This window comes from Bradyrhizobium guangdongense (assembly GCF_004114975.1).
GTDB lineage: Bacteria > Pseudomonadota > Alphaproteobacteria > Rhizobiales > Xanthobacteraceae > Bradyrhizobium > Bradyrhizobium guangdongense.
Map to the genome: position 1 here is coordinate 6,303,287 of NZ_CP030051.1, position 22,358 is coordinate 6,325,644.

Annotated in this window: 27 protein-coding genes and 1 tRNA gene; 15 read left to right on the forward strand and 13 right to left on the reverse strand. The window is 62.7% G+C overall.

Annotated elements, in window-relative coordinates:
* Window position 1 precedes the first annotated feature (1 nt).
* Window positions 2-1,162: a glutathionylspermidine synthase family protein gene (locus X265_RS30030; protein WP_128968114.1), complete on the forward strand. Its 1,161-nt coding sequence runs from the start codon at window positions 2-4 to the stop codon at window positions 1,160-1,162.
* Window positions 1,163-1,215: 53 nt separating this feature from the next.
* On the opposite strand, the gene X265_RS30035 is transcribed toward X265_RS30030, so the two are convergent.
* The 6 genes from X265_RS30035 to chpT form a co-directional block, all read right to left on the reverse strand.
* Window positions 1,216-2,088, reverse strand: coding sequence for a CheR family methyltransferase (locus tag X265_RS30035; RefSeq protein ID WP_128968115.1), 873 nt, complete (start codon window positions 2,086-2,088; stop codon window positions 1,216-1,218).
* Complete coding sequence (locus tag X265_RS30040) at window positions 2,085-3,278, reverse strand: protein-glutamate methylesterase/protein-glutamine glutaminase (RefSeq protein ID WP_128968116.1); 1,194 nt, start codon at window positions 3,276-3,278, stop codon at window positions 2,085-2,087. Before X265_RS30040 ends, X265_RS30035 begins: the two co-directional genes overlap by 4 nt.
* 74 nt (window positions 3,279-3,352) lie before the next feature.
* Window positions 3,353-3,718 (reverse strand): response regulator, encoded by a 366-nt coding sequence (locus X265_RS30045; RefSeq protein ID WP_007600538.1) that lies wholly within the window; start codon window positions 3,716-3,718, stop codon window positions 3,353-3,355.
* Between the two features lie 72 nt (window positions 3,719-3,790).
* Window positions 3,791-4,264: a chemotaxis protein CheW gene (locus tag X265_RS30050; RefSeq protein ID WP_128968117.1), complete on the reverse strand. Its 474-nt coding sequence runs from the start codon at window positions 4,262-4,264 to the stop codon at window positions 3,791-3,793.
* 13 nt (window positions 4,265-4,277) lie between these two features.
* Window positions 4,278-7,085 carry a hybrid sensor histidine kinase/response regulator gene (locus X265_RS30055; RefSeq protein ID WP_128963447.1) on the reverse strand — a complete coding sequence of 936 codons (2,808 nt, stop codon included), beginning with the start codon at window positions 7,083-7,085 and terminating at the stop codon, window positions 4,278-4,280.
* 197 nt (window positions 7,086-7,282) lie between these two features.
* Window positions 7,283-7,936: a histidine phosphotransferase ChpT gene (gene chpT, locus X265_RS30060; RefSeq protein WP_128968118.1), complete on the reverse strand. Its 654-nt coding sequence runs from the start codon at window positions 7,934-7,936 to the stop codon at window positions 7,283-7,285.
* Window positions 7,937-8,121: 185 nt separating this feature from the next.
* On the opposite strand from chpT, the gene X265_RS30065 reads away from it, so the two are divergent.
* A complete protein-coding gene (locus X265_RS30065) occupies window positions 8,122-8,949 on the forward strand; it encodes a 3'(2'),5'-bisphosphate nucleotidase CysQ family protein (protein ID WP_128968119.1) in 828 nt (275 codons plus the stop codon).
* Here the strand turns inward: X265_RS30065 and X265_RS30070 are convergent.
* Window positions 8,943-9,428: a YHS domain-containing (seleno)protein gene (locus X265_RS30070; protein ID WP_128968120.1), complete on the reverse strand. Its 486-nt coding sequence runs from the start codon at window positions 9,426-9,428 to the stop codon at window positions 8,943-8,945. The genes X265_RS30065 and X265_RS30070 overlap by 7 nt on opposite strands.
* Before the next feature lie 140 nt (window positions 9,429-9,568).
* Between X265_RS30070 and X265_RS30075 the strand changes: the two genes are divergently transcribed.
* The 4 genes from X265_RS30075 (at window position 9,569) to X265_RS30090 (ending at window position 12,909) form a co-directional block, all read left to right on the forward strand.
* The gene (locus tag X265_RS30075) at window positions 9,569-10,177 is read left to right on the forward strand and encodes a DUF1134 domain-containing protein (protein ID WP_128968121.1); all 609 of its coding nucleotides are present in this window, start codon (window positions 9,569-9,571) and stop codon (window positions 10,175-10,177) included.
* Window positions 10,178-10,294: 117 nt separating this feature from the next.
* Complete coding sequence (locus tag X265_RS30080; RefSeq protein ID WP_128968122.1) at window positions 10,295-11,593, forward strand: coiled-coil domain-containing protein; 1,299 nt, start codon at window positions 10,295-10,297, stop codon at window positions 11,591-11,593.
* Between the two features lie 161 nt (window positions 11,594-11,754).
* Window positions 11,755-11,829 (forward strand) — tRNA-Val (locus X265_RS30085).
* A gap of 516 nt (window positions 11,830-12,345) precedes the next feature.
* Window positions 12,346-12,909 (forward strand): ATP-dependent DNA ligase, encoded by a 564-nt coding sequence (locus X265_RS30090; RefSeq protein ID WP_308421725.1) that lies wholly within the window; start codon window positions 12,346-12,348, stop codon window positions 12,907-12,909.
* On the opposite strand, the gene X265_RS30095 is transcribed toward X265_RS30090, so the two are convergent.
* Window positions 12,869-13,330 (reverse strand): hypothetical protein, encoded by a 462-nt coding sequence (locus X265_RS30095; protein ID WP_128968123.1) that lies wholly within the window; start codon window positions 13,328-13,330, stop codon window positions 12,869-12,871. The two genes, X265_RS30090 and X265_RS30095, sit on opposite strands and share 41 nt — an antisense overlap.
* Before the next feature lie 286 nt (window positions 13,331-13,616).
* On the opposite strand from X265_RS30095, the gene X265_RS30100 reads away from it, so the two are divergent.
* The 7 genes from X265_RS30100 (at window position 13,617) to X265_RS30130 (ending at window position 17,881) form a co-directional block, all read left to right on the forward strand.
* Complete coding sequence (locus X265_RS30100; RefSeq protein WP_128968124.1) at window positions 13,617-14,075, forward strand: hypothetical protein; 459 nt, start codon at window positions 13,617-13,619, stop codon at window positions 14,073-14,075.
* A 113-nt stretch (window positions 14,076-14,188) separates the two neighbouring features.
* Window positions 14,189-14,419, forward strand: coding sequence for a helix-turn-helix transcriptional regulator (locus X265_RS30105; RefSeq protein ID WP_128968125.1), 231 nt, complete (start codon window positions 14,189-14,191; stop codon window positions 14,417-14,419).
* Window positions 14,420-14,530: 111 nt separating this feature from the next.
* On the forward strand, window positions 14,531-14,911 hold the full coding sequence (locus X265_RS41555) for a hypothetical protein (protein ID WP_244659460.1): 381 nt from the start codon (window positions 14,531-14,533) through the stop codon (window positions 14,909-14,911).
* 204 nt (window positions 14,912-15,115) lie between these two features.
* Window positions 15,116-15,313, forward strand: coding sequence for a DNA-binding protein (locus tag X265_RS30115; RefSeq protein ID WP_128968126.1), 198 nt, complete (start codon window positions 15,116-15,118; stop codon window positions 15,311-15,313).
* Window positions 15,314-15,372: 59 nt separating this feature from the next.
* Window positions 15,373-15,714, forward strand: coding sequence for a hypothetical protein (locus tag X265_RS30120; protein ID WP_128968127.1), 342 nt, complete (start codon window positions 15,373-15,375; stop codon window positions 15,712-15,714).
* Entirely contained in the window at window positions 15,707-16,714 is a 1,008-nt protein-coding gene (locus tag X265_RS30125; protein WP_128968128.1) for a bifunctional DNA primase/polymerase, read from the forward strand. Before X265_RS30120 ends, X265_RS30125 begins: the two co-directional genes overlap by 8 nt.
* A gap of 3 nt (window positions 16,715-16,717) precedes the next feature.
* A complete protein-coding gene (locus tag X265_RS30130) occupies window positions 16,718-17,881 on the forward strand; it encodes an AAA family ATPase (protein ID WP_128968129.1) in 1,164 nt (387 codons plus the stop codon).
* 226 nt (window positions 17,882-18,107) lie between these two features.
* Here the strand turns inward: X265_RS30130 and X265_RS30135 are convergent, their stop codons facing one another.
* The 4 genes from X265_RS30135 to X265_RS30150 are packed head-to-tail and all read right to left on the reverse strand — an operon-like array spanning window position 18,108 to window position 19,401.
* Entirely contained in the window at window positions 18,108-18,479 is a 372-nt protein-coding gene (locus X265_RS30135; RefSeq protein ID WP_128968130.1) for a hypothetical protein, read from the reverse strand.
* A gap of 6 nt (window positions 18,480-18,485) precedes the next feature.
* The gene (locus X265_RS41560; protein WP_128968131.1) at window positions 18,486-18,710 is read right to left on the reverse strand and encodes a GDCCVxC domain-containing (seleno)protein; all 225 of its coding nucleotides are present in this window, start codon (window positions 18,708-18,710) and stop codon (window positions 18,486-18,488) included.
* A 5-nt stretch (window positions 18,711-18,715) separates the two neighbouring features.
* Window positions 18,716-19,000 carry a mercury resistance system periplasmic binding protein MerP gene (merP, locus tag X265_RS30145; RefSeq protein WP_128968132.1) on the reverse strand — a complete coding sequence of 95 codons (285 nt, stop codon included), beginning with the start codon at window positions 18,998-19,000 and terminating at the stop codon, window positions 18,716-18,718.
* Window positions 19,001-19,014: 14 nt separating this feature from the next.
* Window positions 19,015-19,401 carry a mercuric transporter MerT family protein gene (locus X265_RS30150; RefSeq protein WP_128969467.1) on the reverse strand — a complete coding sequence of 129 codons (387 nt, stop codon included), beginning with the start codon at window positions 19,399-19,401 and terminating at the stop codon, window positions 19,015-19,017.
* 48 nt (window positions 19,402-19,449) lie between these two features.
* Between X265_RS30150 and X265_RS30155 the strand changes: the two genes are divergently transcribed.
* Window positions 19,450-19,881, forward strand: a complete 432-nt coding sequence (locus tag X265_RS30155) for a MerR family transcriptional regulator (protein ID WP_128968133.1) — start codon at window positions 19,450-19,452, stop codon at window positions 19,879-19,881.
* On the opposite strand, the gene X265_RS30160 is transcribed toward X265_RS30155, so the two are convergent.
* Window positions 19,878-21,212, reverse strand: coding sequence for a dihydrolipoyl dehydrogenase family protein (locus tag X265_RS30160; protein WP_128968134.1), 1,335 nt, complete (start codon window positions 21,210-21,212; stop codon window positions 19,878-19,880). The genes X265_RS30155 and X265_RS30160 overlap by 4 nt on opposite strands.
* A 569-nt stretch (window positions 21,213-21,781) precedes the next feature.
* On the opposite strand from X265_RS30160, the gene X265_RS30165 reads away from it, so the two are divergent.
* Entirely contained in the window at window positions 21,782-22,204 is a 423-nt protein-coding gene (locus tag X265_RS30165) for a transposase (protein ID WP_244659459.1), read from the forward strand.
* The last annotated feature ends 154 nt before the right edge of the window (window positions 22,205-22,358 follow it).

A 22,358-nucleotide genomic window follows, 5' to 3' on the forward strand; every position in this document is an offset into this window, starting at 1 on the left:
CATGCAACGCATCCCTTGTCCCGAGCGCGACGACTGGCAACAGACCGCCGAGCAATGCGGCTTCGCCTTCCACACCATCGATGGCGAACGCTATTGGGACGAGCGCGCCTATTACGCCTTCAGTCTCGACGAGATCGAGCGCGGAATCGAGACACCGACAGGCGAGATCGACGCAATGTGCCTGGAGCTTGCCGGCCGCGTGATCGGCGAGGAGCGCTACTTGCGGCGCTTGAAGATTCCGGAAGCGTTTTGGAGCTTCATTTCCGAGAGTTGGGAGCGCGACGACCGCAGCCTCTACGGCCGGTTCGACCTGAAATACGACGGCGAGGGTCCGGCAAAGCTGCTCGAATACAACGCGGACACGCCGACCTCGATCTTCGAGGCCGCGGTGTTTCAATGGACCTGGCTCGAGCAGGCCATCGAGCGGCGCATCATCCCCGCGCGCGCCGACCAGTTCAACTCCATGCACGAACGACTCATCGAGGCGTGGAAAGAGGTTGCCGCGGGCCATCATCTGCACCTCACCGGCACGACCGGCAATGAGGAAGATGCTGGCACCCTCGCCTATCTCGAGGACACCGCGCGCCAGGCGGGCCTCTCGACCACGCTGCTGGATATCGAGGAGATCGGTTGGCGCGACGAGGCCGGCGGCTTCGTCGATCTCGATAACAACGACATGGCGCTCGTCTTCAAGCTCTATCCCTGGGAATGGATGTTCAATGACGCTTTCGGCGCCAAGCTGATGGAGGCACCGACCCGCTGGATCGAGCCGCCATGGAAGGCGGTGCTCTCCAACAAGGGCATCCTGCCGTTGCTCTGGGAGATGTTCCCGAACCATCCCAATCTGCTGCCGGCCTTCTTCGAGGACGATCCGCGCGCCGCCGAGCTCGGCAGCTCCTATGTCCGCAAGCCGCTCCTGTCGCGCGAAGGCGCCAATGTCACCATAATGTCGGGCGGGTTGTCGCTCGACGCCCACGAAGGTCCCTACGGTGCCGAGGGCTTTGTGCGCCAGGCGCTGTCACCGCTGCCGAACTTCTCCGGCGCCTATCCCGTGGTGGGAAGCTGGCTGGTGAACCACAAGCCATGCGGGTTGTCGATCCGCGAGGACGAGAGTCCGATCACGGGAAACAGCTCGCGCTTCTTGCCGCATGCGGTTTTGTGATTTGTCATTCCGGGGCGCGACAAAGTCGCGAGCCCGGAGTGACGAGGAGAAGTTCACCTCGCCGCGGCGACCTTCAGCGGTTGCGGCATCAATCCCCCCATGGGGCGGCCGGAGCGCGCCGGATTGAGCTGGTAGAGGCCGCGACGATCAGAAATCGGACGGAACGCATCGGTGATGCCGACGACGGATTCGGCGGCGCCCAGCAGCAGCGTGCCATCGGCTTCAAGAGCCTTCGCCATGCGCTCGAAGATCACCGCCTTGGTGTCCTGATCGAAATAGATCAGCACGTTGCGGCAGAAGATCACGTCGAAGGTGCCGAGATGGGAGAAGTCCTGCAACAGATTGAGCTGGCGGAACTGCACCATCGCGCGGACATCGGCATTGAGCTGCCAGACCTCGCCCGCTTGCGTGAAGTATTTCATCAGCAACTGGATCGGCAGCCCGCGCTGCACCTCGAACTGGCTGTAGACGCCGGCCTTGGATTTCTCCAGCACCTCCTGCGACAGATCGGTGGCGATGATCTCGATGCGCCAGCCGGCGAGCGCCGCGCCCATCTCCTTCAGGCACATCGCGATCGAGTAGGGCTCCTGCCCCGTCGACGAAGCCGCCGACCAGATGCGCAAGCTCTTGCGCGCGGCGCGCGCCTGGATCAGGCCTGGTACGATGCTGTCGCGCAGATGATCGAACGGAATCTTGTCGCGGAAGAAGAACGTCTCGTTGGTGGTCATGGCCTCGACCACGTCGGTCGCAAGCCGGCCATCGCCGTTCCTGATCTTGAGAACGAGATCGGGGATGCCTGGCAGGCTCGCCTTGCGGGCCAGTGGCAACAGCCGGCTCTCGACGAGATATTGCTTGTCGGGCGACAGATCGAGACCGGAGCGCTCCTTCAGAAACTTGCGCAGGTAGTCGTAGTCCGCGGGCGTCACGAACGATCTCCCGCGAACAGGCGGTTGACCTTGGCGCCGATCTGGTTGAGCGGCAGGATCGCCGCACAGATACCGGCGTTGGCAGCAGCTCCCGGCATGCCCCATACCACGCTGGACGCTTCATCCTGCGCGATCACGCTGCCGCCGGCGGCGACGATGTCCTTGCCGCCGCGCATGCCGTCCGAGCCCATGCCCGTCAGGATCACGGAGAGGATGCTGCCGTGCCAGATGTCGATCGCCGAGGTGAAGAGCGGATCGACCGCGGGCTTGCAGAAATTGACGGCGGGGCCGTCATCGAGCGCGATGACCGTGTCCGCGCCGCTGCGCGCGACACGCATGTGCTTGCCGCCGGGCGCAAGATAGATGCGCCCCGGCTTCACCGGCTCGCCGTCGACCGCTTCGGCTGCCGGCCGGCGGCTCGAGCGCGCCAGATGCTCGGCGAGAATGGTCGTGAAGGTCGGCGGCATGTGCTGGGTGATCAGCACCGGGAAGCGGTCGATGACAGGACCGAGCTCGGTGACGAGCGCCATCAGCGCCTGCGGGCCACCGGTCGAGGAGCCGATCAGCAGCACTTTCGGCGCCTGGGTCGAGAACGCACGCGTGGTCAGCGGGCCCGACGACAAGGTCGGCGCGGCGGCAGCTGGTGCGGGCCGCGCCACGGCCGGCGCACGCGCAGCCGGTGCAGCGGGGCTGGCGGGCGCGAGCGGCGGGGACGCCACAGCCGGCTTCCGGCGCAGCCTTGCACCGAGATGGCGGATCTTCTGGATCAGATCGTGATGGAAGATGTCCGCGGCGGACGTCTCGCGCGTCGATTCCGGCTTCGGAATGTAGTCGGCCGCGCCGAGCGACAGCGCCTTGAAGCTGATCTCCGCGTTGCGGCGGGTCAGCGTCGACGCCATGATGATGACGAGATCGCGCTTCTTCGCCAGCAGCTGCGGCAGCGCGGAGATGCCGTCGAGCTCGGGCATTTCGATGTCGAGCACGGCGACGTCGGGGTTGATTCGATCGAGCTGGTTGACCGCCTCGAGCCCGGTACGCAGCGACGCCGCCACCTCCATGTCGTGCTCGGCTCCGACCCAGCGCGAGATCAGACCGCGTATGACGACGGAGTCGTCGACGATCATCACCCGCAGCGGCCCGGCCTCACGCGACGGGCTCATGGTCGAATTGCCTGCGAACGCCACACTCATTACTCACCAACTCAGACTGAAACGGTTTAGTTGAAAAACGAACACCGAAGGAGCCGTCCAGCCTCCGGTGTTGCTTAGATCAAGCCGACTTCCTGGAACTTCGCTGTCACGATGTCCTTGTCGAACGGCTTCATGATGTATTCGTTGGCGCCGGCGTGCAGTGCGCGCGCGATGTGCGCGACGTCGTTCTCTGTGGTGCAGAACACCACCTTCGGCTGGTCGCCACCGGGCATGCGGCGCAGATGACCGAGGAACTCGTAGCCATCCATGACCGGCATGTTCCAGTCGAGCAGAACGGCGTCGGGTAGCCCGCGCTTGCAGGCCTCCAGCGCCTTCTCACCGTCCTCGGCTTCGAGGATCTGGAAGTCGAGGCCTTCCAGGATCCGGCGGGCAACCTTGCGGATGACACTGGAATCATCAACGACGAGACAAGTTCGCATATGAACCTCTGCTTCCTATCCCCTGTGCGGGGCACTTCCAACTGCGAGTCCCTCGGCGGCAATGCCGCCGTATCAGGCCGCCATCATCTCCGGCGCGAGCTCGAGGACGCGATCGACGTCGAGGACGACCATGAGCTGTCCGTCGAGGCGGTGGACGCCGCCGGCGAGCTTTGCCATGCGGGGGTCGAGGTTGACGGGGTTGTCCTCCTTGCTGTCCTCGGGCAGGCGCAGCACCTCGCCGATCTGGTCGATCAGGAGGCCGTAGGATTCGCCGCGCAGGTCGACGCCGACCGCCATCGGGGTCTTGCCATCCTCGTCCCTGGGCAGGCCGAGACGGGCGCGCATGTCGACCACGGTGACGATGCGGCCGCGCAGGTTCAGGACGCCCGAGATCTCGCGCGAGGCCAGGGGAACGCGGGTGACGCGCTCGGGCATGAACACGTCCTGGACGCGGGAGATCGGCAGGCCGAACAGCTGGCCGCCGATCATCGCGGTGACGTATTCGACCATGGCGCCTTCGGTGGATTGGGTCTTCTTGTTGCTCATCTCAGGTCTCTCCTCAGGCTGCCGCGCGGCTCAGCTCGGAGGCGCCGGCGGCGCCCGCGGTCTGCTCCTTCAGGGCCGCGATCAGACCGGGACGGTCGAACTTGGCGACGTAGTCGTGGAAGCCGGCCTGACGGCCGCGCTCGATCGCCGCCGGCGACACCAGCGCCGAGAGGCCGATGATCGGCATCGAGCCCAGATTGCTGTCCGAGCGGATGGTTTCGGCGAACTCGAACCCGTTCATGTCGGGCATCTCGATGTCGGTCAGCACCACGTCGAAGTTCTGCGCGCGCAGGGCGGCGAGGCCCTCCTGCGCGGTCGGCGCGGTGCGGACGCGATAGCCGGCCGCTTTCAGCACCGGGGCCAGCATGTTGCGGAAGAAGGCCGAGTCGTCGACCAGCAGCACCGACTGCGAGTGCATCGACGGCTTCATCTCCTTGCGGGTGAACCAGTCGGCGAACGCCATCGGCAGGAAGTGGCCGACGTCGATCACTTCGGTGGCCTGGCCCTTGATCACGGCCGAGCCGAGGATGCCGGAAGCCGAGCCGCCGACCTCGATGTTGAGGCGCTCCTCGACGATGTCGATGATCTCGTCGACGACGAGGCCCATGGAGCGGCCGTCGTCGGCGAACACCAGGATCGGCTGGGCGCCCTGGCTGGCGATGGTGACGCCTTCCATGGCGACCAGCGGCATCAGCTGCTCGCGGTACTGCACCATGTAGCGGCCGTTCGAGAACTCGATCTTGTCGGCCGGGAGCTCTTCCAGGCGCGTGACGAGGCCGAGCGGGACTGCCTTGGGCTGGGCCGAGCCGGCGCGGAACACCAAGAGCGAGGTGGTCTGCTCGCCCGAGCCGATGTGGTGCGCGGCATTGTCGTCGGCCATGTCATGGGCCGAGGAGCCGGCGGCGCCGAGCGCTTTGGCAATGCCGTTGGGGTCGATGATCATGATCACGGCGCCGTCGCCCAGGATGGTGTTGCCGGAGAACATGTCGATGTGACGGAGCTTGGTCGACATCGGCTTGACCACGATTTCCTCGGTGTGGAACACGCCGTCGACGACGATGCCGAAGGTCTGGCTGCCGACCTGCGTCACCACGATGAAGCCGTTCTCGGGATCGGATGCCGCGCCGTCGTCGATCTTGAGCAGCTTCTTCAGATGGATCAACGGCAGCAGCTTGTTGCGCAACCGAAGCACCGCGGTATCCTTGATGCGCTCGATGCGGTGCTCGGAGTTGGCACGGGCACGGACCAGCTCGATCACCGAGAGCTGGGGAATCGCGAAGCGGTCACCGGCAGCTTCCACGATCAGCGCCGAGACGATCGCCAGCGTCAGCGGGATCTTGATGGTGACGGAGGAGCCCTCGCCGGCCACTGACTTGATGTCGATGGTGCCGCCGATCTGGTCGATATTGGTGCGGACCACGTCCATGCCGACGCCGCGGCCGGAGACCGAGGTGATGGCAGCCGCGGTCGAGAAGCCCGGCGCGAAGATGAACTTGTGGATCTGGGCTTCGCTCATCTTCTCGAGCTCGGCCTCGGTGACGAGACCGCTCGAGATCGCCTTGGCCTTGATCTTCTCGGTGTTGAGGCCTCTGCCGTTGTCGGCGATGCAGATGATGATGTGGCCGCCCTCGTGATAGGCGGACAGGCGGATGGTGCCCTGCTCGCCCTTGCCGCTAGCTAAGCGCTCGGCGGGGGTCTCCAGGCCGTGATCGGCGGAGTTGCGCACCATGTGGGTGAGCGGGTCCTTGATCAGGTCGAGCACCTGGCGGTCGAGCTCGGTGTCGGCGCCGTGCATCTCCAGTTCGATCTGCTTGCCGAGTTCGCTCGACAGATCGCGGACGATGCGGGGCAGCTTCTGCCAGGCATTGCCGATCGGCTGCATGCGCGTCTTCATGACGCCTTCCTGCAGCTCGGCGGTGACGTTGGAGAGGCGCTGCAGCGGCACCTTGAACTCGGTGTCCTCGTTGCGCCTCGAGATCTCCAGCAGCTGGTTGCGGGTCAGCACCAGCTCGGAGACCATGGTCATCAGGTGCTCCAGCGTATCCACGTTGACGCGGATCGACTGGTTGGCGATGCTGGCGCCTTCACCGGCCCCTTCGTCGGCCATCGACTTCTTCGGCGCGGCCTTCTCCTTGGGCGCCTTTGTCGATTCCTTGGCGACTTCCTTGCTGGCTTCCTTCGGCGCTTCAGCCGCCGGCGCGGGCTCGGCCTTCACTTCGGCTTGGGCGACGGGCGCGGGCGCCTCGATCGCGGTCTCGCGGAAGGCGCGCTCGAGCTCGTCGAGCGAGACTTCGCCCGGACGCAACGGACGCTCCAGCGTCTGCTCGATCAGCGTCCCCGTGGTCATCTCCTTGGCGGGAGCTGCAGGTGCGGCAACAGGCGCTTCCGGCACCAGCGGCGGCGCTTCGGCAATGGGAGCAGCACTCCCTGCGGCCATGGCCGCCATGCCCTGCTCGACCATCGCTTCCAGCTTGTCGATGAGATCGCGGTCGTTGCCCTCCGGCTCGGCTTCGGTCGCCTCGAGCCCAGCCAATATCTCCTTGATGCGGTCGATCGAGGACAGGATCACCGTCACGGCCTGGCCGGTCACCGGCATGCCGTCGCGGAATTTGCCCATCAACGTCTCGCCGGCATGCGCCAGCGCTTCGAGCCGCGGCAACCCGAGGAAGCCGCACGTCCCCTTGATGGTGTGGACCAGGCGGAAGATGTTATCCAGGATCTTGGCGTTGTTCGGCTCCTGCTCGAACTTCACCAGCTGATTGTCAACGGTGTCCAGGCTCTCGCTGGTCTCCGTCAGAAACTCCCGCAACAGATCATCCATGAAAACAGGCCTTCATACAGGGAGGGGCACGCACGAGATGTGATGCGCCACTTCAGAATTGGGCCAGCTTCACCGCAAAGCGTTTAATATTGGTTGAGTATGTGCAAAAGAACGGAACCAACAAAGAGATAAGGCGCTCCGGACAAGCCGAAGCGCCTCGTAAAGATTGCATTAACCCCTGAGCGCGACGCGCGCGTTTACGAAGCGGTAACGATGATCGCTTCGCCTTCAGGCTTGAGCGTCACGGTGAGACCGCAGGCCTGCGCCAACAGCCGCGTATAATAGGGCTGGATCGCATGCGCATCCGCGGCCGGCCCGCGCGCGCCGCTCAGAAGCTCGGAGATGTTCTGCGGCAGGCGAGCGTTATGTCCGGTCGCAGTGATGCGGAAGCTCATCGTCTCGCCCTCTCCGATCGGATCGACCGTGAGCATACCGCCGCGCGGAATCGTGTGCTGGGAGACAACCAGCATGTTGAGCAGCAGCTTGACGCGATTTTTCGGCAGCAGCAGCCGCGGCAGATTCCACGTGATCGTGCACTTGCCGTCCTCGATGTGACCCTTTGCCATCGTCTGGGCATCGCCGAGGTCGATCTGCGCACCGGAGGAGCCGGCGGCGCCGAAGGCCAAGCGGCAGAACTGCAGGCGGGCGGAGGCCGTCTTCGCGCTTTTGCGAATCAGGTCGAGCGCGAATTCGCGGTCCTCGGGCTTGGGATCGTCGTCGAGGACTTCAAGCCCATTGACGATGGCGCCGACCGGGCTGATGAGATCATGGCAGACCCGCGAGCACAGGAGCGCCGCGAGTTCGAGCATATCGGGAGCGGAAGCGGTACCGGAAGACGGAGCGTCGGACATAAAGGGTTCCTGGAATTGCACGGCGCGGACGCGGCGAATCACGCATGCTTGACGGATGCTGTGGGTTCTAACATTCGCCAGCCGGTGGCAGCTAGCTTGCGATAGGTGCGAAGCGGCCATAAAGCCGCTCGAACCAATCGGGGCGAATCACGTGAGGAAGGGCGAGGCTTGCCGATGAATGAGGCATGCAGGTGAGGGTCATCGACGGCGAAGCCGCTGACCGGCTGATGGAGCCCCTGACCGCACTGGTGGTGCAGGCCGGCGAGGCGATCCTTGGCGTCAACCGCGCGGCAATGCGGATCGACGGCAAGCAGGACGGCTCGCCGGTGACCGAAGCGGACCTTGCCGCCGACCGGATCATTGCGGAGGGGCTGGCGAGGCTTGCTGGCGACGTGCCGACACTCTCGGAGGAGCGGACCCACCTCGCCTCGCCGCCGTTTCGCGGCAGTTTCTTCCTGATCGATCCGCTCGACGGCACCAAGGAGTTCGTCGCCGGCCGCGACGAATTCACCGTCAACCTCGCTCTCGTGACGGACGGCGTGCCGCGGCTCGGCATCGTCAGCGCACCCGCGCTCGGGCTGCTCTGGCGCGGGATTGTCGGCCGTGGCGCCGAGCGCGTAAGGTTTGACGGCGCGACCATCAAAGCCGCCGAACCGATCCGGACGCGCAAACTGCCCGGGCACGGCGAGCCCTGGGTCGCGGCGGTGAGCCGCTCGCATGGCGATCCCAAAAGCGAAGCATTCATCGATCACAGGCCCAACGCGGTCAGAAAGACCTGCGGCTCGGCCGTGAAGTTCGGCCGGATCGCGGAGGGCAGCGCCGATATCTATCCCCGCTTCGGGCCGACTTGCGAATGGGACGTTGGGGCGGGTTGCGCGGTGGTGACCGCCGCCGGCGGCAAGGTCACCGACGACAAGGGCGGCGAGCTTCGCTTCGGCGAGCGCGGCGACACCGGCTTCATCATCCCCGCGTTCATCGCCTGGGGCGATGCCGAAGCGGTAGCGACCTACTGACTGAGCTTGTCCTGCAGCGCCGGCCATCGCTTGCCGACCTCATACAGGAAGCGTTCCGGATTGGCGGCGAAGGCGTCGCGGTTGTCCTCGCGGCTGAACAGATAGAGGCGCTGCGCCGAGATCGCGAAGAAGCGGGGATTGCCGGCAATTGTCACGCCGCGCGCGATGTCGACGGGGTCGTAACCGCCGAACTGCGGCCCGTAGATTTCGGGATGGGCGAGGAATTCCGCCCGGTTGCCGTCGTTGCGGAAGCGCCAGACCGCGCCCCAGAGGTTGGCCTCGAACTCCGCCGTTCCCAGCTCCGCCCCGCCATCGACGAAATAGGCCACGGGGTCGAAACCTTCGATGGCGACGCCCGAGAAGCGATTGACCACGATCCGTTCGGTGGTCGCGGCCTGCGCCGTCAACCCGGAGCAGCCGAGCCAAATGCCCGCCAGCATGCAGACCAGGGCGCCGATCAAGGCAATTCCGGGGCGCAAAGGGCTATCTTCCTGCCGTTGTGCCGTCATAGTTGCTGCGGATAACATCCGAGTCGAGGGGACATCCGGCGCAACCTAGAGCCGTGCCTGTTGGCGTCAGGTTAAGGGAAGCGGACGGAATCGATATCAGGGGTTCTTTTATGACTTTCGCATCACGCCTTGCCGCAGTGGCGCTCATCGCGCTGGCTGGCTGGATCGTGCCGGCCTCGGCCCAGACGGCCGCGCCCCCGCCCGACCTGCCGCCGCCGCAGCGGACCCCGACGCCCAACACCTATGGGCCGGACGAGCTCGTCACCGCCGGCCACCGCTTCTTCGGCAACGTCTCACGCGGGCTGGCCTCGATCATCGAGAAGGCGGTCAGCCAATGGGGCCTGCCGAACGGCTACATCCTGGGCGAGGAAGGCTCCGGCGCCTTCGTTGCCGGCCTCCGCTATGGGGAGGGCACGCTCTACACCAAGAACGCCGGCGACCTCCGTGTCTACTGGCAGGGTCCCTCGCTCGGCTTCGACTGGGGCGGCGACGGCGCGCGCACCATGACGCTGGTCTATAACCTGCCCGCCACGAACGCGATCTACCAGCGCTTCGCCGGCATCGACGGCTCGGCCTATATCATCGGCGGCTTCGGCATGACGGCGCTCACCGCCAACAACATCGTGCTGGTGCCGATCCGCTCCGGCCTCGGGCTTCGCCTCGGCGCCAATATCGGCTATCTCAAATACACACCGCGCGCGACCTGGAACCCGTTCTAGGCAAACGCGTCCGTACCACTACGGATCAAGGTTAACGACAGGCGGGGGCTGGCTTTTTGCCGGCCCCGCATGCATTGTCGTTGGTAAATTTTTCCTTAGCTTTCGGAGTTCTGGCCCATGATCGAACCGATCATGTACCTGGCGATCGGTTTCCTGCTGTCGATGCTGTGCGGGCTTGCGATCGTGCCGCTGGTGCATAACCGCGCGGTGCGCCTGACCACGCGCCGGCTCGAGGCGGCGACGCCACTCTCGATGGCGGAGATCCAGGCCGACAAGGACCAGCTGCGCGCCGAGTTCGCGATGTCGGCGCGGCGGCTGGAGATGAGCGTCGAGCAGCTCAAGAACAAGACCACGAGCCAGCTCGCCGAGCTCGGCAAGAAGAGCGATGCCATCAACCGCATGAAGATCGAGCTCGGCGAGAAGAACGCCACGATCTTCGCGCTGGAGGCGCGCGAGAAGGCGGTGAAGGAGCAGCTCCGCGCCACCGAGGAGGAATTCAACGCCAAGACCGAAGCCTTGCGCGAGGCCGGGATCGCGCTGGCCGACAAGCAGGCCGAGCTCGCAAAGATCAATGCCGAACTGTCCGACCGCTCGATGATGGCGGAGACCCGTCAGGTCGAGCTGGTCGCGGTGCGCGCGCAGATCGACGAATTGAAGAACCGCGTCGGCGACGCCGAGAAGGAGTTTGCGGCGACGCAGGCGCGCCTGGCGCAGGAGCGGACCGAATCCGAGACCGCCTCGCGCGAGCTCGCCGAGGCGCGCGGCCGCGTCGAGAATCTGAGCCAGCGGGTCACCGAGCTCGATCGCGAGCTGATCGTGCAGGTGAAGGAGGCCGAGATGCTCTCGGGCCGCGTCGCCGATCTCGAAGGCCGCCTCTCCACGCAAGGCAAGCTGCTCGCCGAGCGCGACTACGAGAACAACCAGCTCCGCCAGGCGAACGAGGCCGCCGAGCGCACCATCAAGGAGCTGCGCGTCGAGATGGCGGCCTTGAGCGGCGGCAAGTCGTCAGCCGCGATGGAGCAGCTCCGCGCCGAGAAGGCCGCGCTGGAAGAGCAGCTGCGCATCGCCCGCGACGAGCGCGCCAAGGTCCAGCGCGACATCAATGCGATCCAGCAGCAGGCGGAAAGCTCGTGGGCCACCGAGCGGATGGAGAACGCGCTGTTGCGCGAGCGGATCAACGACATCGCCGCCGAAGTGGCCAAGCTCGCGATGCAGCTCGAGGGTCCGAACTCGCCGATCGAGGCGCTGCTCGCGGCCGAGGCCGGCCAGCCGCCGAAACCGGCGCCGCGCCCGGCGGGGGGCGTCGCGAGCAACGGCGCGGCCGCAAGCCCCCTGCCCGAGGGCGGCGGAACGCTGGCCGAGCGCATCCGCGCGCTCCAGGCCCACGCCTCCCGCGCCCGCCAGCAGGGCGCGTAAATCGTCCGAAACCCGGCCTCGCCCGGCGATTTGAGCGATCGAGACGAGGTTTTCCGGCGTCAAGCCGCCTGAAAACTTGACACTTCTACCCCGCACTTCTAAATCGCGGGCTCCAAATGCGCCGGCCGGCCGAAAAGTCCGGCCGTCTGCATGATGGTCCCGGGCGCATAGCTCAGCGGGAGAGCGTTCCCTTCACACGGGAGAGGTCCAAGGTTCGATCCCTTGTGCGCCCACCACGCAAGACCCTCAAATCACTCACTAATATCGTCTGACGCTGGGATGCCAGAGAGCGCTAAAGCGCCTCTGAGAGTAGGACAGAGTAAGAACATCCGTGCATTCCCGTGCATTATCCGTGCAAAATCCGCGCAGCTTGTTCCCAGCCTGTTCGGGCCGCGCGGAGGTTGAAATGTCATCGGCCTCGCGCTCTTGTAGGGTCGGGGTTCGCGAAGAGGGGCGGGATATGTGGCAGGCGTTTCTTTATCTGGCGGGAGCCGCCGCGATGGTTTTCTTCGGAACCGTAATTTACCCCGCCGTCTCCACTGGCCGATGTATGGCGCGATGGAACGAGAGCGGCTTTACGGCCAAATATGACGAATGGACGGGGTGCAAAATCCAGATAGATGGCCGGTGGATTCCAGAGGCAAACGTTCAAATTCGTCCGCAAAATTCGAACTGAGGCACAACTCGCTCGGACTCCACTTGCGCCTGCCTGTGACTACATCCGGCACATGCAAAAGCGTTTTGAGTATTGCGTGCCGAAGGTCGCCCAGGTCGTCCCGACCGGTCGCGATTGGCTCCACGAAATCAAGTACGATGGGTATCGAGGTCGCATCGAGCGCGACGGCGACCGGGTCCGGCTGTTATCCAAGTCGGGTCTCGATTGGGCGTGGCGCTACCCGCTGATCGTCGAGACCGCCCTGAAGCTCCGCTCCAAACACTTCACCATCGACGGCGAGATCGTCGTGCTCGATGAGAGCGGCGTTTCGGATTTCGACGCCCTTCACGCCAACCGGAACAACGCGGCGGCGCGGTTCTACGCCTTTGATTGCATGGCGCTCGCCGGTGACGACTTGCGGGAACTGCCACTGTTCGAGCGCAAGGATAGGCTCGCCCGGCTGATGCGGAACGAGGCCGCTGGCATCTTCGTCGCCACGTATGAGAGCGGCGAGATCGGCCCCGACCTGTTCAAGGCGGCCTGCAAGATGGGTCTCGAAGGCATCGTATCGAAGCACCGCGAGCGGTGGTATCGGCCGCGAACCTGCGATTGGCGCAAGGTCAAGAACCGCACGCACCCTGCTTTCTCGCGGGAGTTTTAGGCGGCTCCGTCTGAGTGCCGGGCACGCAGAGGCAGATCAGGTTCGGCCGCCGCGTTGCACCGCTCCCGACACGACACTCTTGGCAGAACAGCACCTTCGCAAGCGTGTGGATCGGTTTCTCGCGCGGCCAGACCAGATCGGGCAGCGGCACGCGCTCGAAGTGGCGGCAGACTTTGCACTTCACTTCGAGCAGCTTGAAACCCGCCTGGATCGCGGCGGCGATGGTCGGGGATGGATCAGCCTCGCCGCCCAGGAAGCGCCGGGCATTCCATTCTTCGCAGGCCAGCCGGTGCGCGACATCATAGGCCGCGACCATCTTCTTCTCTAACTCGGCGTGCAGCTGCTCAGTGCGCGCAAGCTCACGCGCGTAGTGCTTACAATCGCCGCCAGAGAGCGGCATCATGTGGATGATGCGAGCCATGTGTCGATCGTACCGCCGGAGCAACGCGAGTCCCAGCCGCTAGGGTTCGTGGTTAAGGCACCGTCCAAACACAATGAGACCCGCGCGGGTCTCTCACGGCTTCCCATTCGTTCTTATGGCTTCGTTGCGAATCGCGGTGGTCGGAACGGTTGCGACACTTTGCCGATCCTTGCCGCGATATTTACGGCTATGCACGTTCTCTCCGACATTGCTAAGCGCGTTTGTCGCACGCCGAATCGACGAGCAGATTCGCTGCTCTCAAACCGGTGCGCCGGAACATGATCGGATGACGAAGATTGGCATCGATCTCATTGGCAATGAGATTGCCGATTTAACTACCTTTTTCGAAGAGACGGGCAACGTCGCAGCAGCGTGGCGGGCTTACAGTCTCGCACGTCAGCACTCGCGCACCGTTCCGGATGCAATCCAGACGGAGATTGATCGTTTCGCAGCAGGCCTTGCGGTTGTTGCCGAACAAGCCATGCGGGCCGGAGTTGACGTGGCGCACCCCGTGACATTTCGGCCCGAAGAGCTTGGTGCAATCTGGCGAGGCGACGGGAAAGCCGACCCGATCGGCGCGCTTCAACGGGATTGGCGGAATGTGTCCATCGGCGCAGCGGTTGCCCGCCAAATCGAAAACGGAAAGAAGGTCGGCGCCGCTATCGAAGCTGTCGCGGAATCGGTGCCCTATCTCAACAGCGAGACGGTGCGGAAGGCTTGGCAAAAGTTTCAGCGCAACGGATAGCGACGGATCATCCGCCGATTTTGGGGTATAGTCCGTCGGCTTCCTTTTACCTCGCAATCGCGTGGTAGTTCTCGGTACCTCTTGAGCCACCATCAAATCTCAAGAGGCGTAGAGTGAGACAACTGATCAAATCCGAAACGGTACGGGAACGGCTGGACATCCCGAAGGCCACTTTCGAGCGGCACGTCAAGCAACGAACGCAGGGCATGCCTGCGCCCATATATATTGGCCGCGCCCGCTTCTTCGATGCGGCAGAGATCGAGGCGTGGGTTACGAACCGGGCGGCGGCCAGCTCCAAAGAATCGCGCGGCGAAGCGCTCGGCGTGAAGCCGATCTCGGCTTAGCAGACCAACCACCACCGACACAGCCTCGATCCGAGGCACCGAACCCGCTGGCGGTCCCGCCAGCGGATGGGCTGACGCACGCCTTTTACATCTATTGAAAGAAGCATCACCGTGAATATCGAAGATATCAAGATCGGCTCCCCTGAACATGCTCTCGCGCTCGCAGATTACCTTGAAGGCGTGGACGAAGCGTCGCTTGGCCCGAGCGACATTGAGCTTTGTGTAAAGGCGTTACGCGGTCACGCCCTCGACCGTCGCACCCGCCCCATCGGCAAGATCTCCGCCGATGGCCAGATCACGATCGAACTGCTCGAACGCTGCCTGGACCGGCTTGCCATCGCGATGGAAAAAGCCCCCCAGGGCGGAAAGGTCTACCTTCCGCTATGGGAGAGACTCGAAGCCGAGATCGAGGCACGAAAGGCGAGCGAGTCCACGATGGCTCGCGCGCGGCGGCGCTATCAGACCATTGACCTGTCGGACCGCCCCGCCTAGAGGACGCGGCCCCACCGGGCCGGACGTAACTGCTTTCCCCTCACAATTCACGCCTGCTGACACGCGGTCATGCCGCGTGGTCGGCATGTTTTTGCCTAGCGCAAGAGGATTCTCGGCAAGGGATACTCGAATGGTCTCCTAACAACCCCCACACGCGCCTAGCCTCGTCCCCGACTAACCCGACCCTCTACATGGAGAACCAAAATGCGGATTGAATTGAACGGTAAGACCTACATCGACCAGAAGGCTTGCGCAGGAATCTTGTCTCGGACTGAAAAGTGCCTGGCTGCATGGCGCGTGCGCGGTTACGGGCCCGCATATCACCGAATTGGCGGCCGGGTGATGTTCTGCCTCGACGACGTGGTTTCGTTCATCAACGGCACGAAGGTCGATGCCACGTAACCCAAAAGCAAAAACCCGCCCTGTTTGGCAGAACAGGACGGGCCAGAAGGAAAGCTACGATGACGAACAAGACCACTAATAGCGAAGCCAACGGGCCTTCGAAGGAGCATTTCAATCCTCGATATCTCCGCCCGTGCGCCGACTATTTCGCGAAGAACCCCGAAGCTAGCGTCAGAATCGTCGCGCGCCGTCGCATCGGGCGCGATTGGGTGAATTTGACTTTCTATGGCCGCGACGGCGGCGTTTTTGAGTTGCTTGGTGAGCAGGTAGCCAACCTGATTGCCGGGCCTCTTGGCTGCGGGACGGCCCTTGAACGCCTGACCGGCATTTATGAGTTGGTACGTTCGCAAGATTGCCGCCCCTCGCCGTCGCCCGCAACTCGGCGATACGCTCATGGGTGACTCTGCCTTCGCGACGACGGCCCCGGCGCTGCTTGCTACTGGCTTTTCGCCGATCCCGATCATGCCGAACAGCAAGTTACCGGGCACCGATTCACCCATGAAAAACTGGCACGGTTGGTGTCGCAAAGTTGCACCGCCGAACGCTATTGCCGGCTGGTCCCGTTATCCCGATTGCGGAATTGGTGTATGCCTTGGGCGCGGGCTGATCTGCATCGACATCGACTTCGAACCCGCGATGGACGCGCTGCTCGAAATGCTGCCGCCGTCCACCGTGCAGAAGAAGGGCCGGAAAGGCATCTCGCTCTTCTATCGCGGCAACACCGACTCGATCCGCTCGCGCAACTTCCGCACCCCTGAACGGGGCGGCCTTGTCGATCTGCTCGCCGAAGGTAAGCAGACCGTGTTGCCGCCCTCGATCCATCCCGACACCGGCGAGCCTTACTATTGGTGGACCGATGACACGCTGCTCGATGTGCGTCTCGACCAACTGACCGAGTTGCCCGATGACATCGCCGAGCGCATCGGCGAAGTCCTGAAGGCGTATGGTTATGATCCCCAGGCCGAACGGTTTGCACAGTCTCTCGACGCGCCTACCACGCGCTGCGTTGCGGACCCCGGAAGACTTGACGCGGCGTCGGTGTTCCGCAAAGTAAATGACTTTGCGTTAGCGAATCTGACCGCTTGGGTGCCGCATCTCGGTTTGCAGCGATGTTATCGCTCCGGTGTTGGCTTTAAGGCCGTCGCCGAATGGCGCTCGTCCGGCACCGGCCGGGCGCTCCAAGCGCGTGCTCTAAACCTGTCGTTCAAAGCGGACGGCATTCGCGACTTCGGAGATGGGCGCGGATACACGCCCGTTGATGTCGTCATAGAAGCTCGCCGCGAATCTGCGCCCGAAGCACTGGAATGGCTAGCCCTCCGTCTCGGAGTGACGCTCGGCGACCCTGAGGCGTCCGCGCTGGCGGATCGCATCATTGCAGCTGCGATGAAAAAGAAAACCTGACAAATGGCAAAGATCACTATCTTCCCCCGACCTAAGCCCAGCCCGGTCAACACCGTATCGCTGCGGGCCATTGGAGCGACCTCGCCGGAACCGCCGCAATGGCTGGTGAAAGGCATTCTCCCCCGCACCGGAGTTGCGCTGCTCTCCGGACAATATGCGGCGGGCAAGACCTTCGTTGGCATCGATCTGTGTTTGTCGCTGGTGTTCAATCGAGAGTTTCTCGGGCGCCGTGTGCGCTCGGGCGGCGTCCTCTGGATTGCCGCTGAGGGTGGCGGCGAGATCGACTCGCGAGTTGAGGCGGCCCGTGCAGGGAAGTTTCAGGACGGTCACGCCGGTGAGATTCCGTTCATTGTCGCCGAGCCCCCGGCCGGGTTGCTGCAGAACCACATCATCACCTGGCTTGAACACGCCGTTGCTGAAGCATCGTGGGAGATTGCCGAAAAATTCGGTGCGGATCTCCGTTTGGTTGTAATCGACACCCTTGCGGCGTGTTTCAACATCGCCGACGAAAACGACAACGCTGAAGCCGCGCGCCTGATGAAAGAATTAGCCCGAGTTGGCAACGCCAGCGACGTGCTGATCATGCCGATTGCCCACCACGGGAAGAACGCCGAGACCGGCGTTCGCGGCGCTTCGGCATATGGGGCTGGGGCCGATGCAATCCTTTCGGTGCTTGGAGTCACTGATCCCTTGTCTGGCAGGACCTCCAAACGATCTTTGGCGCTCACTAAGTCTCGGCGCGGCGGCACCGGTTCGCTGGAATCATTTGAAGTGCGGAACCATGTGCTCGGTCTCGACGAAGACGGCGACCCGATGACCGCCGGTTATATCGAGTTCTTGGAAAGTGCCGGAGAAGCCGCCCCGCAGGTAGTGGCGGCCAAGGTGAAGAGTAAGATTCCGCGCGACTTCACCGAGGCGTTCAATGAGGCGCTGGCAGGCCACGGGAAGGATTATAGAATCCCTGAAGGTCCGACCGTTACAGCGGTGAATGTCACCGAGGTTCGGAACCTCTTCTTGCGTCGATACATCACCGGCAACCCGGAAACTAAACCCTCGGCAAAATACAAGGCCTTTGCCCGAGCGATTGAGGCCGCAAAGAACGAGACCATGATTGCGGGCACCTCCCTTTCCTCAAATGTCGAATTGATTTGGGCACTGCGCGATTGAGTGGACAAAGTGGACAGGTTGGACATTTGTCCAGTTTGTCCAACGGTCCAACGTCTACCCCCACACCACCCCCAAAGGGGTGTGGGGAGTGGACAAAGTAGACAAGTGGACAAGACCCTTAGGGAGAATGTCCACTTTGTCCACTTTCGTTGAGGGTATTGTTAGAGATGTTGCAGACCGCGAGGTCGAAGCAGAGGTCGAGCTGAGAGCTATGTCCGCTCTCAGCCTAAGAGAACTTCCCCCAAGTCCGTTCTGTGGCCCACCATATGAGCCCGCTCCCGCCGACAATGATCACGCCCAAGCAAAACCATCCAAGTATGCCGACGGTGACCAGCCCCGCACCGAGCGCCATTACAGGCAGGATCATGGCGAGATAGTAAGGTCCGGTGTAGCGGCAATGCGTGCGATTGCACCGCTTCGCGTTCAATATGCACGCGATGCCCATCCAGATGAGCGCGACGATCCAGATCACTGCGCGAACAGTTACAGGAACAAATAAGCCCGCAAAAATAGCTGTTTTAGGCATCCACCACGCCAGCGCGCTGGTGTGGACACTGCCAAGCCAGTCGCGAGACGTCTGGATCGGCGCGTTGGTCATCGCCTGTTACGCACAGCAGGAGCCTGCACCCGGTTCGCCGGCGCGCTCCGCCTGAATGGGCGGGCACGGCACCGAGCCATAGGAGCAGAACACGCAACAATCGCCCGACTTCGGCTTCAACTTCGTGCCACAACCGCTGCATTCATAAAAGAACTGACAGGCATCGGTCGGCATGGTCTCCGTTTTCGCCACAGAGCAGTGCGGACAGGTGATGGTAGATTCAAGAAGCATCGGATTTAGCTCTTGGGTGCGGACGGATACCCGGCCTTGGTGGTGGCCGAAGTCAGTTGACTTACATCGGCCTTAGCATCGTCATAGACGATCGTTGCCGACTTGTCCTTATAGGATACTGCAACCTTGGAAACACCGGGAACCGCTTCCAGGCTTCCTTTCACGATGGACGGGCATGCCGCGCAGTACATGTTGTTCACCGCCAAGGTGATCGTTCTATCTGCGGCCATCGCTGCCGGCGAGGCGACGACGCCGAAGGCAAAAGCCGCGAGGGCGAGAAGCTTGTTCATAGGAAACTCTCCGATCACGAGTTGAGAAAGAGGGGTGCGATAAAGTCGAAGCCGAGCGCGGCGACGACGAGGATCGTTGCAAGGATGAGGCTGGTTTTGACGATACGATTCGGCAGAGGACGTGCGCAGGCCTCGCCATCGGCGCAGGCGCGCGTTGAGGATCGGTAAACCAGCCAATAGCCGTACCCAAGGAACCCGAGCGTCGCCGCTATGAAGCATGGTTGATAGGGGGCAAGCCGGGTGAAATTGCCGATCCATGCTCCGCTGACCCCGAGGCCAAACAGAGCGAGCGGCAAGATGCAACAAGACGACGCCGCCAGCGCGCCGAACAGGCCACCTACTGCGATCAGACCCTGTCGCCGCCGGTCGTCGCCAATGCGATCAGCTTGATTGACTATCATGAGCAAAACCCTACATCCTGTAGCGACTACAGGATCAAGGGCTATTTCATGCGGACCATCACGACTTCGGGAGCCGAAAATATCTCAATCGGTGAGCTGTCCAGGCATACCGGGGTGAACATCGAGACCATCCGCTATTACGAGCGCATCAAAATGCTGCCGCCGCCGCCACGCACGGCGAACGGGCGCCGGGTCTACGGGTCAGCCGAAAAACGGACATTGGCTTTCATCCGGCGTTCTCGTGAACTCGGCTTCGCGCTTGAAGAAATTAGAGCCCTGCTGAACTTGGGAGGGCCAGAACGTGCATCGTGCGCCGACGTGCATAAGATAGCGAGCGTCCATCTGGCGAACGTTCGTAGTAAGCTCGCCGACCTCGTCAAGCTCGAAACGATCTTGGCGGAAACGGTTGCTCGATGCTCTGATGGAGCTACCCCCGACTGCCCGGTGCTCGATATTCTGGATGCCGGTCGGCAAGGCTAGACCATAGATCCGATGTCTGACGCGCCGGTTGGATAAGCAAGCATGCTCGTCTGCAAATCCCTCGCGGTCAGATTGTGCCGGATGGCGAGTCCAAACAGGTTGATTACCTCGTCGGCGTGGGGACCGACGATGTGCGCTCCGAGAATCCGATCCGTTCCCTCCTCGACTAGCGTTTTGTAGCCGTACACTCGTTCTGCGAGACGGCGCGCCGTATACCAATTGGGCGTGTTCTCCGACTTCATTTTGAACTTCAACCCTTGCGCCCGTGCCTGACTCTCCGTCAACCCTACGGAGGCTATTGGCGGGATTGTGAAAGCCACGCTCGGCACTCCTCGATAGTCGGGCTTACGAGAGTTGCCCTCCAGAATATTGGTAGCGACGACCCTACCATCGTGGGCCGATACGGGCGTCAGGGGCGGACCCATACTCGCAGCATCGCCGGCAGCGTAGACTAGAGGGTTGGATACGCTCTGGAGATATTCGTTCAATTCGAGACGCTTCTTGCTTACTGTGACTTGAGCTGCGGTTAAGTCCAACGCATCCAGGTCAGGCTCGCGACCCGCCGCATGCACCACCAGATCGGCAGCCACGCTTTGCTGCCCATCAGCATGCACTAGCAGACCGTTCGCCGTTTGCTCGATTCGGTTGACCGTCGATCGCGGCCGCACATCGATTCCGAGTTCCGCAAACTTCACCATCAACCAACCGACAAGGTCCGGGTCGAAGCGCGGCAGCATACGGTCAGCGCGTTGGAACACGGTTACTTGCGCTCCCGCGCGAGCGGCAATGTGGGAAAACTCCGCCGCGATGTAACCGCCGCCAATCAGTACGATCCTCGCCGGCAGGCTCTCTAGCTTCAGAAATCGGTCACTCGTGATGATGTGTTCTGCACCGAGAAACTGCAGAGGCACGGGACGTGCGCCCGTAGCGATGACGATGTGACGCGCCTTCAATTCCTGTCCTTCGACAGAAACGGCGTCGGGGCCAGTGAACCGCGCAATGCCGTGAAAAGCATCAATGCCTTGTGCGGCGTAATGGGCCTCCTGCTTCTGAGGCACCGGATCGGTGAAGGTGCGTTTGAAGGCGATAAGTTCAGGCCAACTGATCCGAAGTTCGCCCGTAACTCCGTGCCCCTGCATCCGGTGTGCAGCATCAATGGTCTCGGCACCACTGACGAGCATTTTCTTGGGATCACATCCACGCAGTGCACAAGTTCCGCCGAACGGACGATGGTCCATGACAGCCACCGTCCGGCCCGCCTTTCGGACCCGCGCGCTCACGACCTGAGCGGCGGTGCCCGATCCAATCACCACCAAATCGTACGTTCTCATCGCGACCTCCTGTGGTGCAAAAGGGGATAGTAGCCCCTGTAGCAACTAAAGGAGCAATGCCTAGAATTGCCGTCGTTTGCTCGTAACTGCTCAATAGCCACAGAATAAAGGCAAAGGTCCGATGTTGCCCCATCTACGACTTCGGGCGACCATTGCGCCGCTGCGAGACTCATAGGCGGACATCGACGGGCCTAGCGCCCCGATCTATTCACGTAGCCTAGTTCTTTGCGCACCTGGCTCTAGTTCCGGCCATCTCGCAAACTTGCAACACTTTGGGTCCTCCCGCGCGCCCCCCCATTTGAGGGTGACGCGCGACCGCCCGATCTCGCTAGATACAAAATTTCAAAAGTCGCTTTCTGTTCTCGGGGAGGCGCGCGGCGATGCCATGGGGCGGGGCGCAAGGGCGACTGCAATGGGCTGTAGCGGAATGGCCCTTCACCTGATCTTGGAGACTGTTCAAAAGCTCTCAAGGATTACCAATGCAGCCCCCTCTTTATCCCGCTACCTTCCGCACTGCGCTAGCTGCACCGTCAAATCGGAAGCGTCGTAAAAACCCGCGCACTGTCACGATGCCCGACCGCGTCGGCCCTCATGTGAAGCTCGTCTTCGCAGAGATGGCGCGGCAAAAACTGCGATACATTGACGTCGCCGAGCGTAGCGGGGTGCAACATGCTACGTTGAAGGCTTGGAGAAAAAAGAATAAGGCCGGTCTTGAGAGCTTGGAGGCGGTGCTGGCAACGCTTGGGTTCGGCCTCGTCCCCGTCGCAGCGCTCGAAGCGCTTGACCCCGAACTCGCGGGCGAACTCGCCGCGCTCGCCCTTAAGATGCGAATGAATGTCCCGCAAACCTGGGCTGCCCTGATCGACATTGGGGTCGAGCAAAAGCTGCTCCGCACGCGGGCGGACGAACGCGCCGCCATTCTGGCCGATCACGACAGGCGCATGGCTGGCCACGCCAACGACAACATGAAGCGCGCTGAGCCCGCCGCTTAAGGGCGACCGTAATGGGCTGTTGCGGATTGAGCGGGTTGAGCATTGTGCGCATGTCACCGCCGCTCTGACAAAGCAGAAACGACAAGAGCGGCGAGCGTTCTCTTAGCCAGTTTTCTCTTCCGCTCGCCGCTGTTTTCCTGAGGTCCAAAAATGT

Bases quoted from the DNA above. Each gene is read 5' to 3' on its own strand.
- X265_RS30030 (WP_128968114.1), top strand. From the start codon at position 2: ATGCAACGCATCCCTTGTCCCGAGCGCGACGACTGGCAACAGACCGCC.
- X265_RS30040 (WP_128968116.1), bottom strand. From the start codon at position 3,278: ATGAGTGTGGCGTTCGCAGGCAATTCGACCATGAGCCCGTCGCGTGAG.
- X265_RS30045 (WP_007600538.1), bottom strand. From the start codon at position 3,718: ATGCGAACTTGTCTCGTCGTTGATGATTCCAGTGTCATCCGCAAGGTT.
- X265_RS30050 (WP_128968117.1), bottom strand. From the start codon at position 4,264: ATGAGCAACAAGAAGACCCAATCCACCGAAGGCGCCATGGTCGAATAC.
- X265_RS30055 (WP_128963447.1), bottom strand. From the start codon at position 7,085: ATGGATGATCTGTTGCGGGAGTTTCTGACGGAGACCAGCGAGAGCCTG.
- chpT (WP_128968118.1), bottom strand. From the start codon at position 7,936: ATGTCCGACGCTCCGTCTTCCGGTACCGCTTCCGCTCCCGATATGCTC.
- X265_RS30065 (WP_128968119.1), top strand. From the start codon at position 8,122: ATGCAGGTGAGGGTCATCGACGGCGAAGCCGCTGACCGGCTGATGGAG.
- X265_RS30075 (WP_128968121.1), top strand. From the start codon at position 9,569: ATGACTTTCGCATCACGCCTTGCCGCAGTGGCGCTCATCGCGCTGGCT.
- X265_RS30080 (WP_128968122.1), top strand. From the start codon at position 10,295: ATGATCGAACCGATCATGTACCTGGCGATCGGTTTCCTGCTGTCGATG.
- X265_RS30095 (WP_128968123.1), bottom strand. From the start codon at position 13,330: ATGGCTCGCATCATCCACATGATGCCGCTCTCTGGCGGCGATTGTAAG.
- X265_RS30100 (WP_128968124.1), top strand. From the start codon at position 13,617: ATGACGAAGATTGGCATCGATCTCATTGGCAATGAGATTGCCGATTTA.
- X265_RS30115 (WP_128968126.1), top strand. From the start codon at position 15,116: ATGCGGATTGAATTGAACGGTAAGACCTACATCGACCAGAAGGCTTGC.
- X265_RS30120 (WP_128968127.1), top strand. From the start codon at position 15,373: ATGACGAACAAGACCACTAATAGCGAAGCCAACGGGCCTTCGAAGGAG.
- X265_RS30125 (WP_128968128.1), top strand. From the start codon at position 15,707: ATGGGTGACTCTGCCTTCGCGACGACGGCCCCGGCGCTGCTTGCTACT.
- X265_RS30130 (WP_128968129.1), top strand. From the start codon at position 16,718: ATGGCAAAGATCACTATCTTCCCCCGACCTAAGCCCAGCCCGGTCAAC.
- X265_RS30135 (WP_128968130.1), bottom strand. From the start codon at position 18,479: ATGACCAACGCGCCGATCCAGACGTCTCGCGACTGGCTTGGCAGTGTC.
- X265_RS41560 (WP_128968131.1), bottom strand. From the start codon at position 18,710: ATGCTTCTTGAATCTACCATCACCTGTCCGCACTGCTCTGTGGCGAAA.
- merP (WP_128968132.1), bottom strand. From the start codon at position 19,000: ATGAACAAGCTTCTCGCCCTCGCGGCTTTTGCCTTCGGCGTCGTCGCC.
- X265_RS30150 (WP_128969467.1), bottom strand. From the start codon at position 19,401: ATGATAGTCAATCAAGCTGATCGCATTGGCGACGACCGGCGGCGACAG.
- X265_RS30155 (WP_128968133.1), top strand. From the start codon at position 19,450: ATGCGGACCATCACGACTTCGGGAGCCGAAAATATCTCAATCGGTGAG.
- X265_RS30160 (WP_128968134.1), bottom strand. From the start codon at position 21,212: ATGAGAACGTACGATTTGGTGGTGATTGGATCGGGCACCGCCGCTCAG.
- X265_RS30165 (WP_244659459.1), top strand. From the start codon at position 21,782: ATGCCCGACCGCGTCGGCCCTCATGTGAAGCTCGTCTTCGCAGAGATG.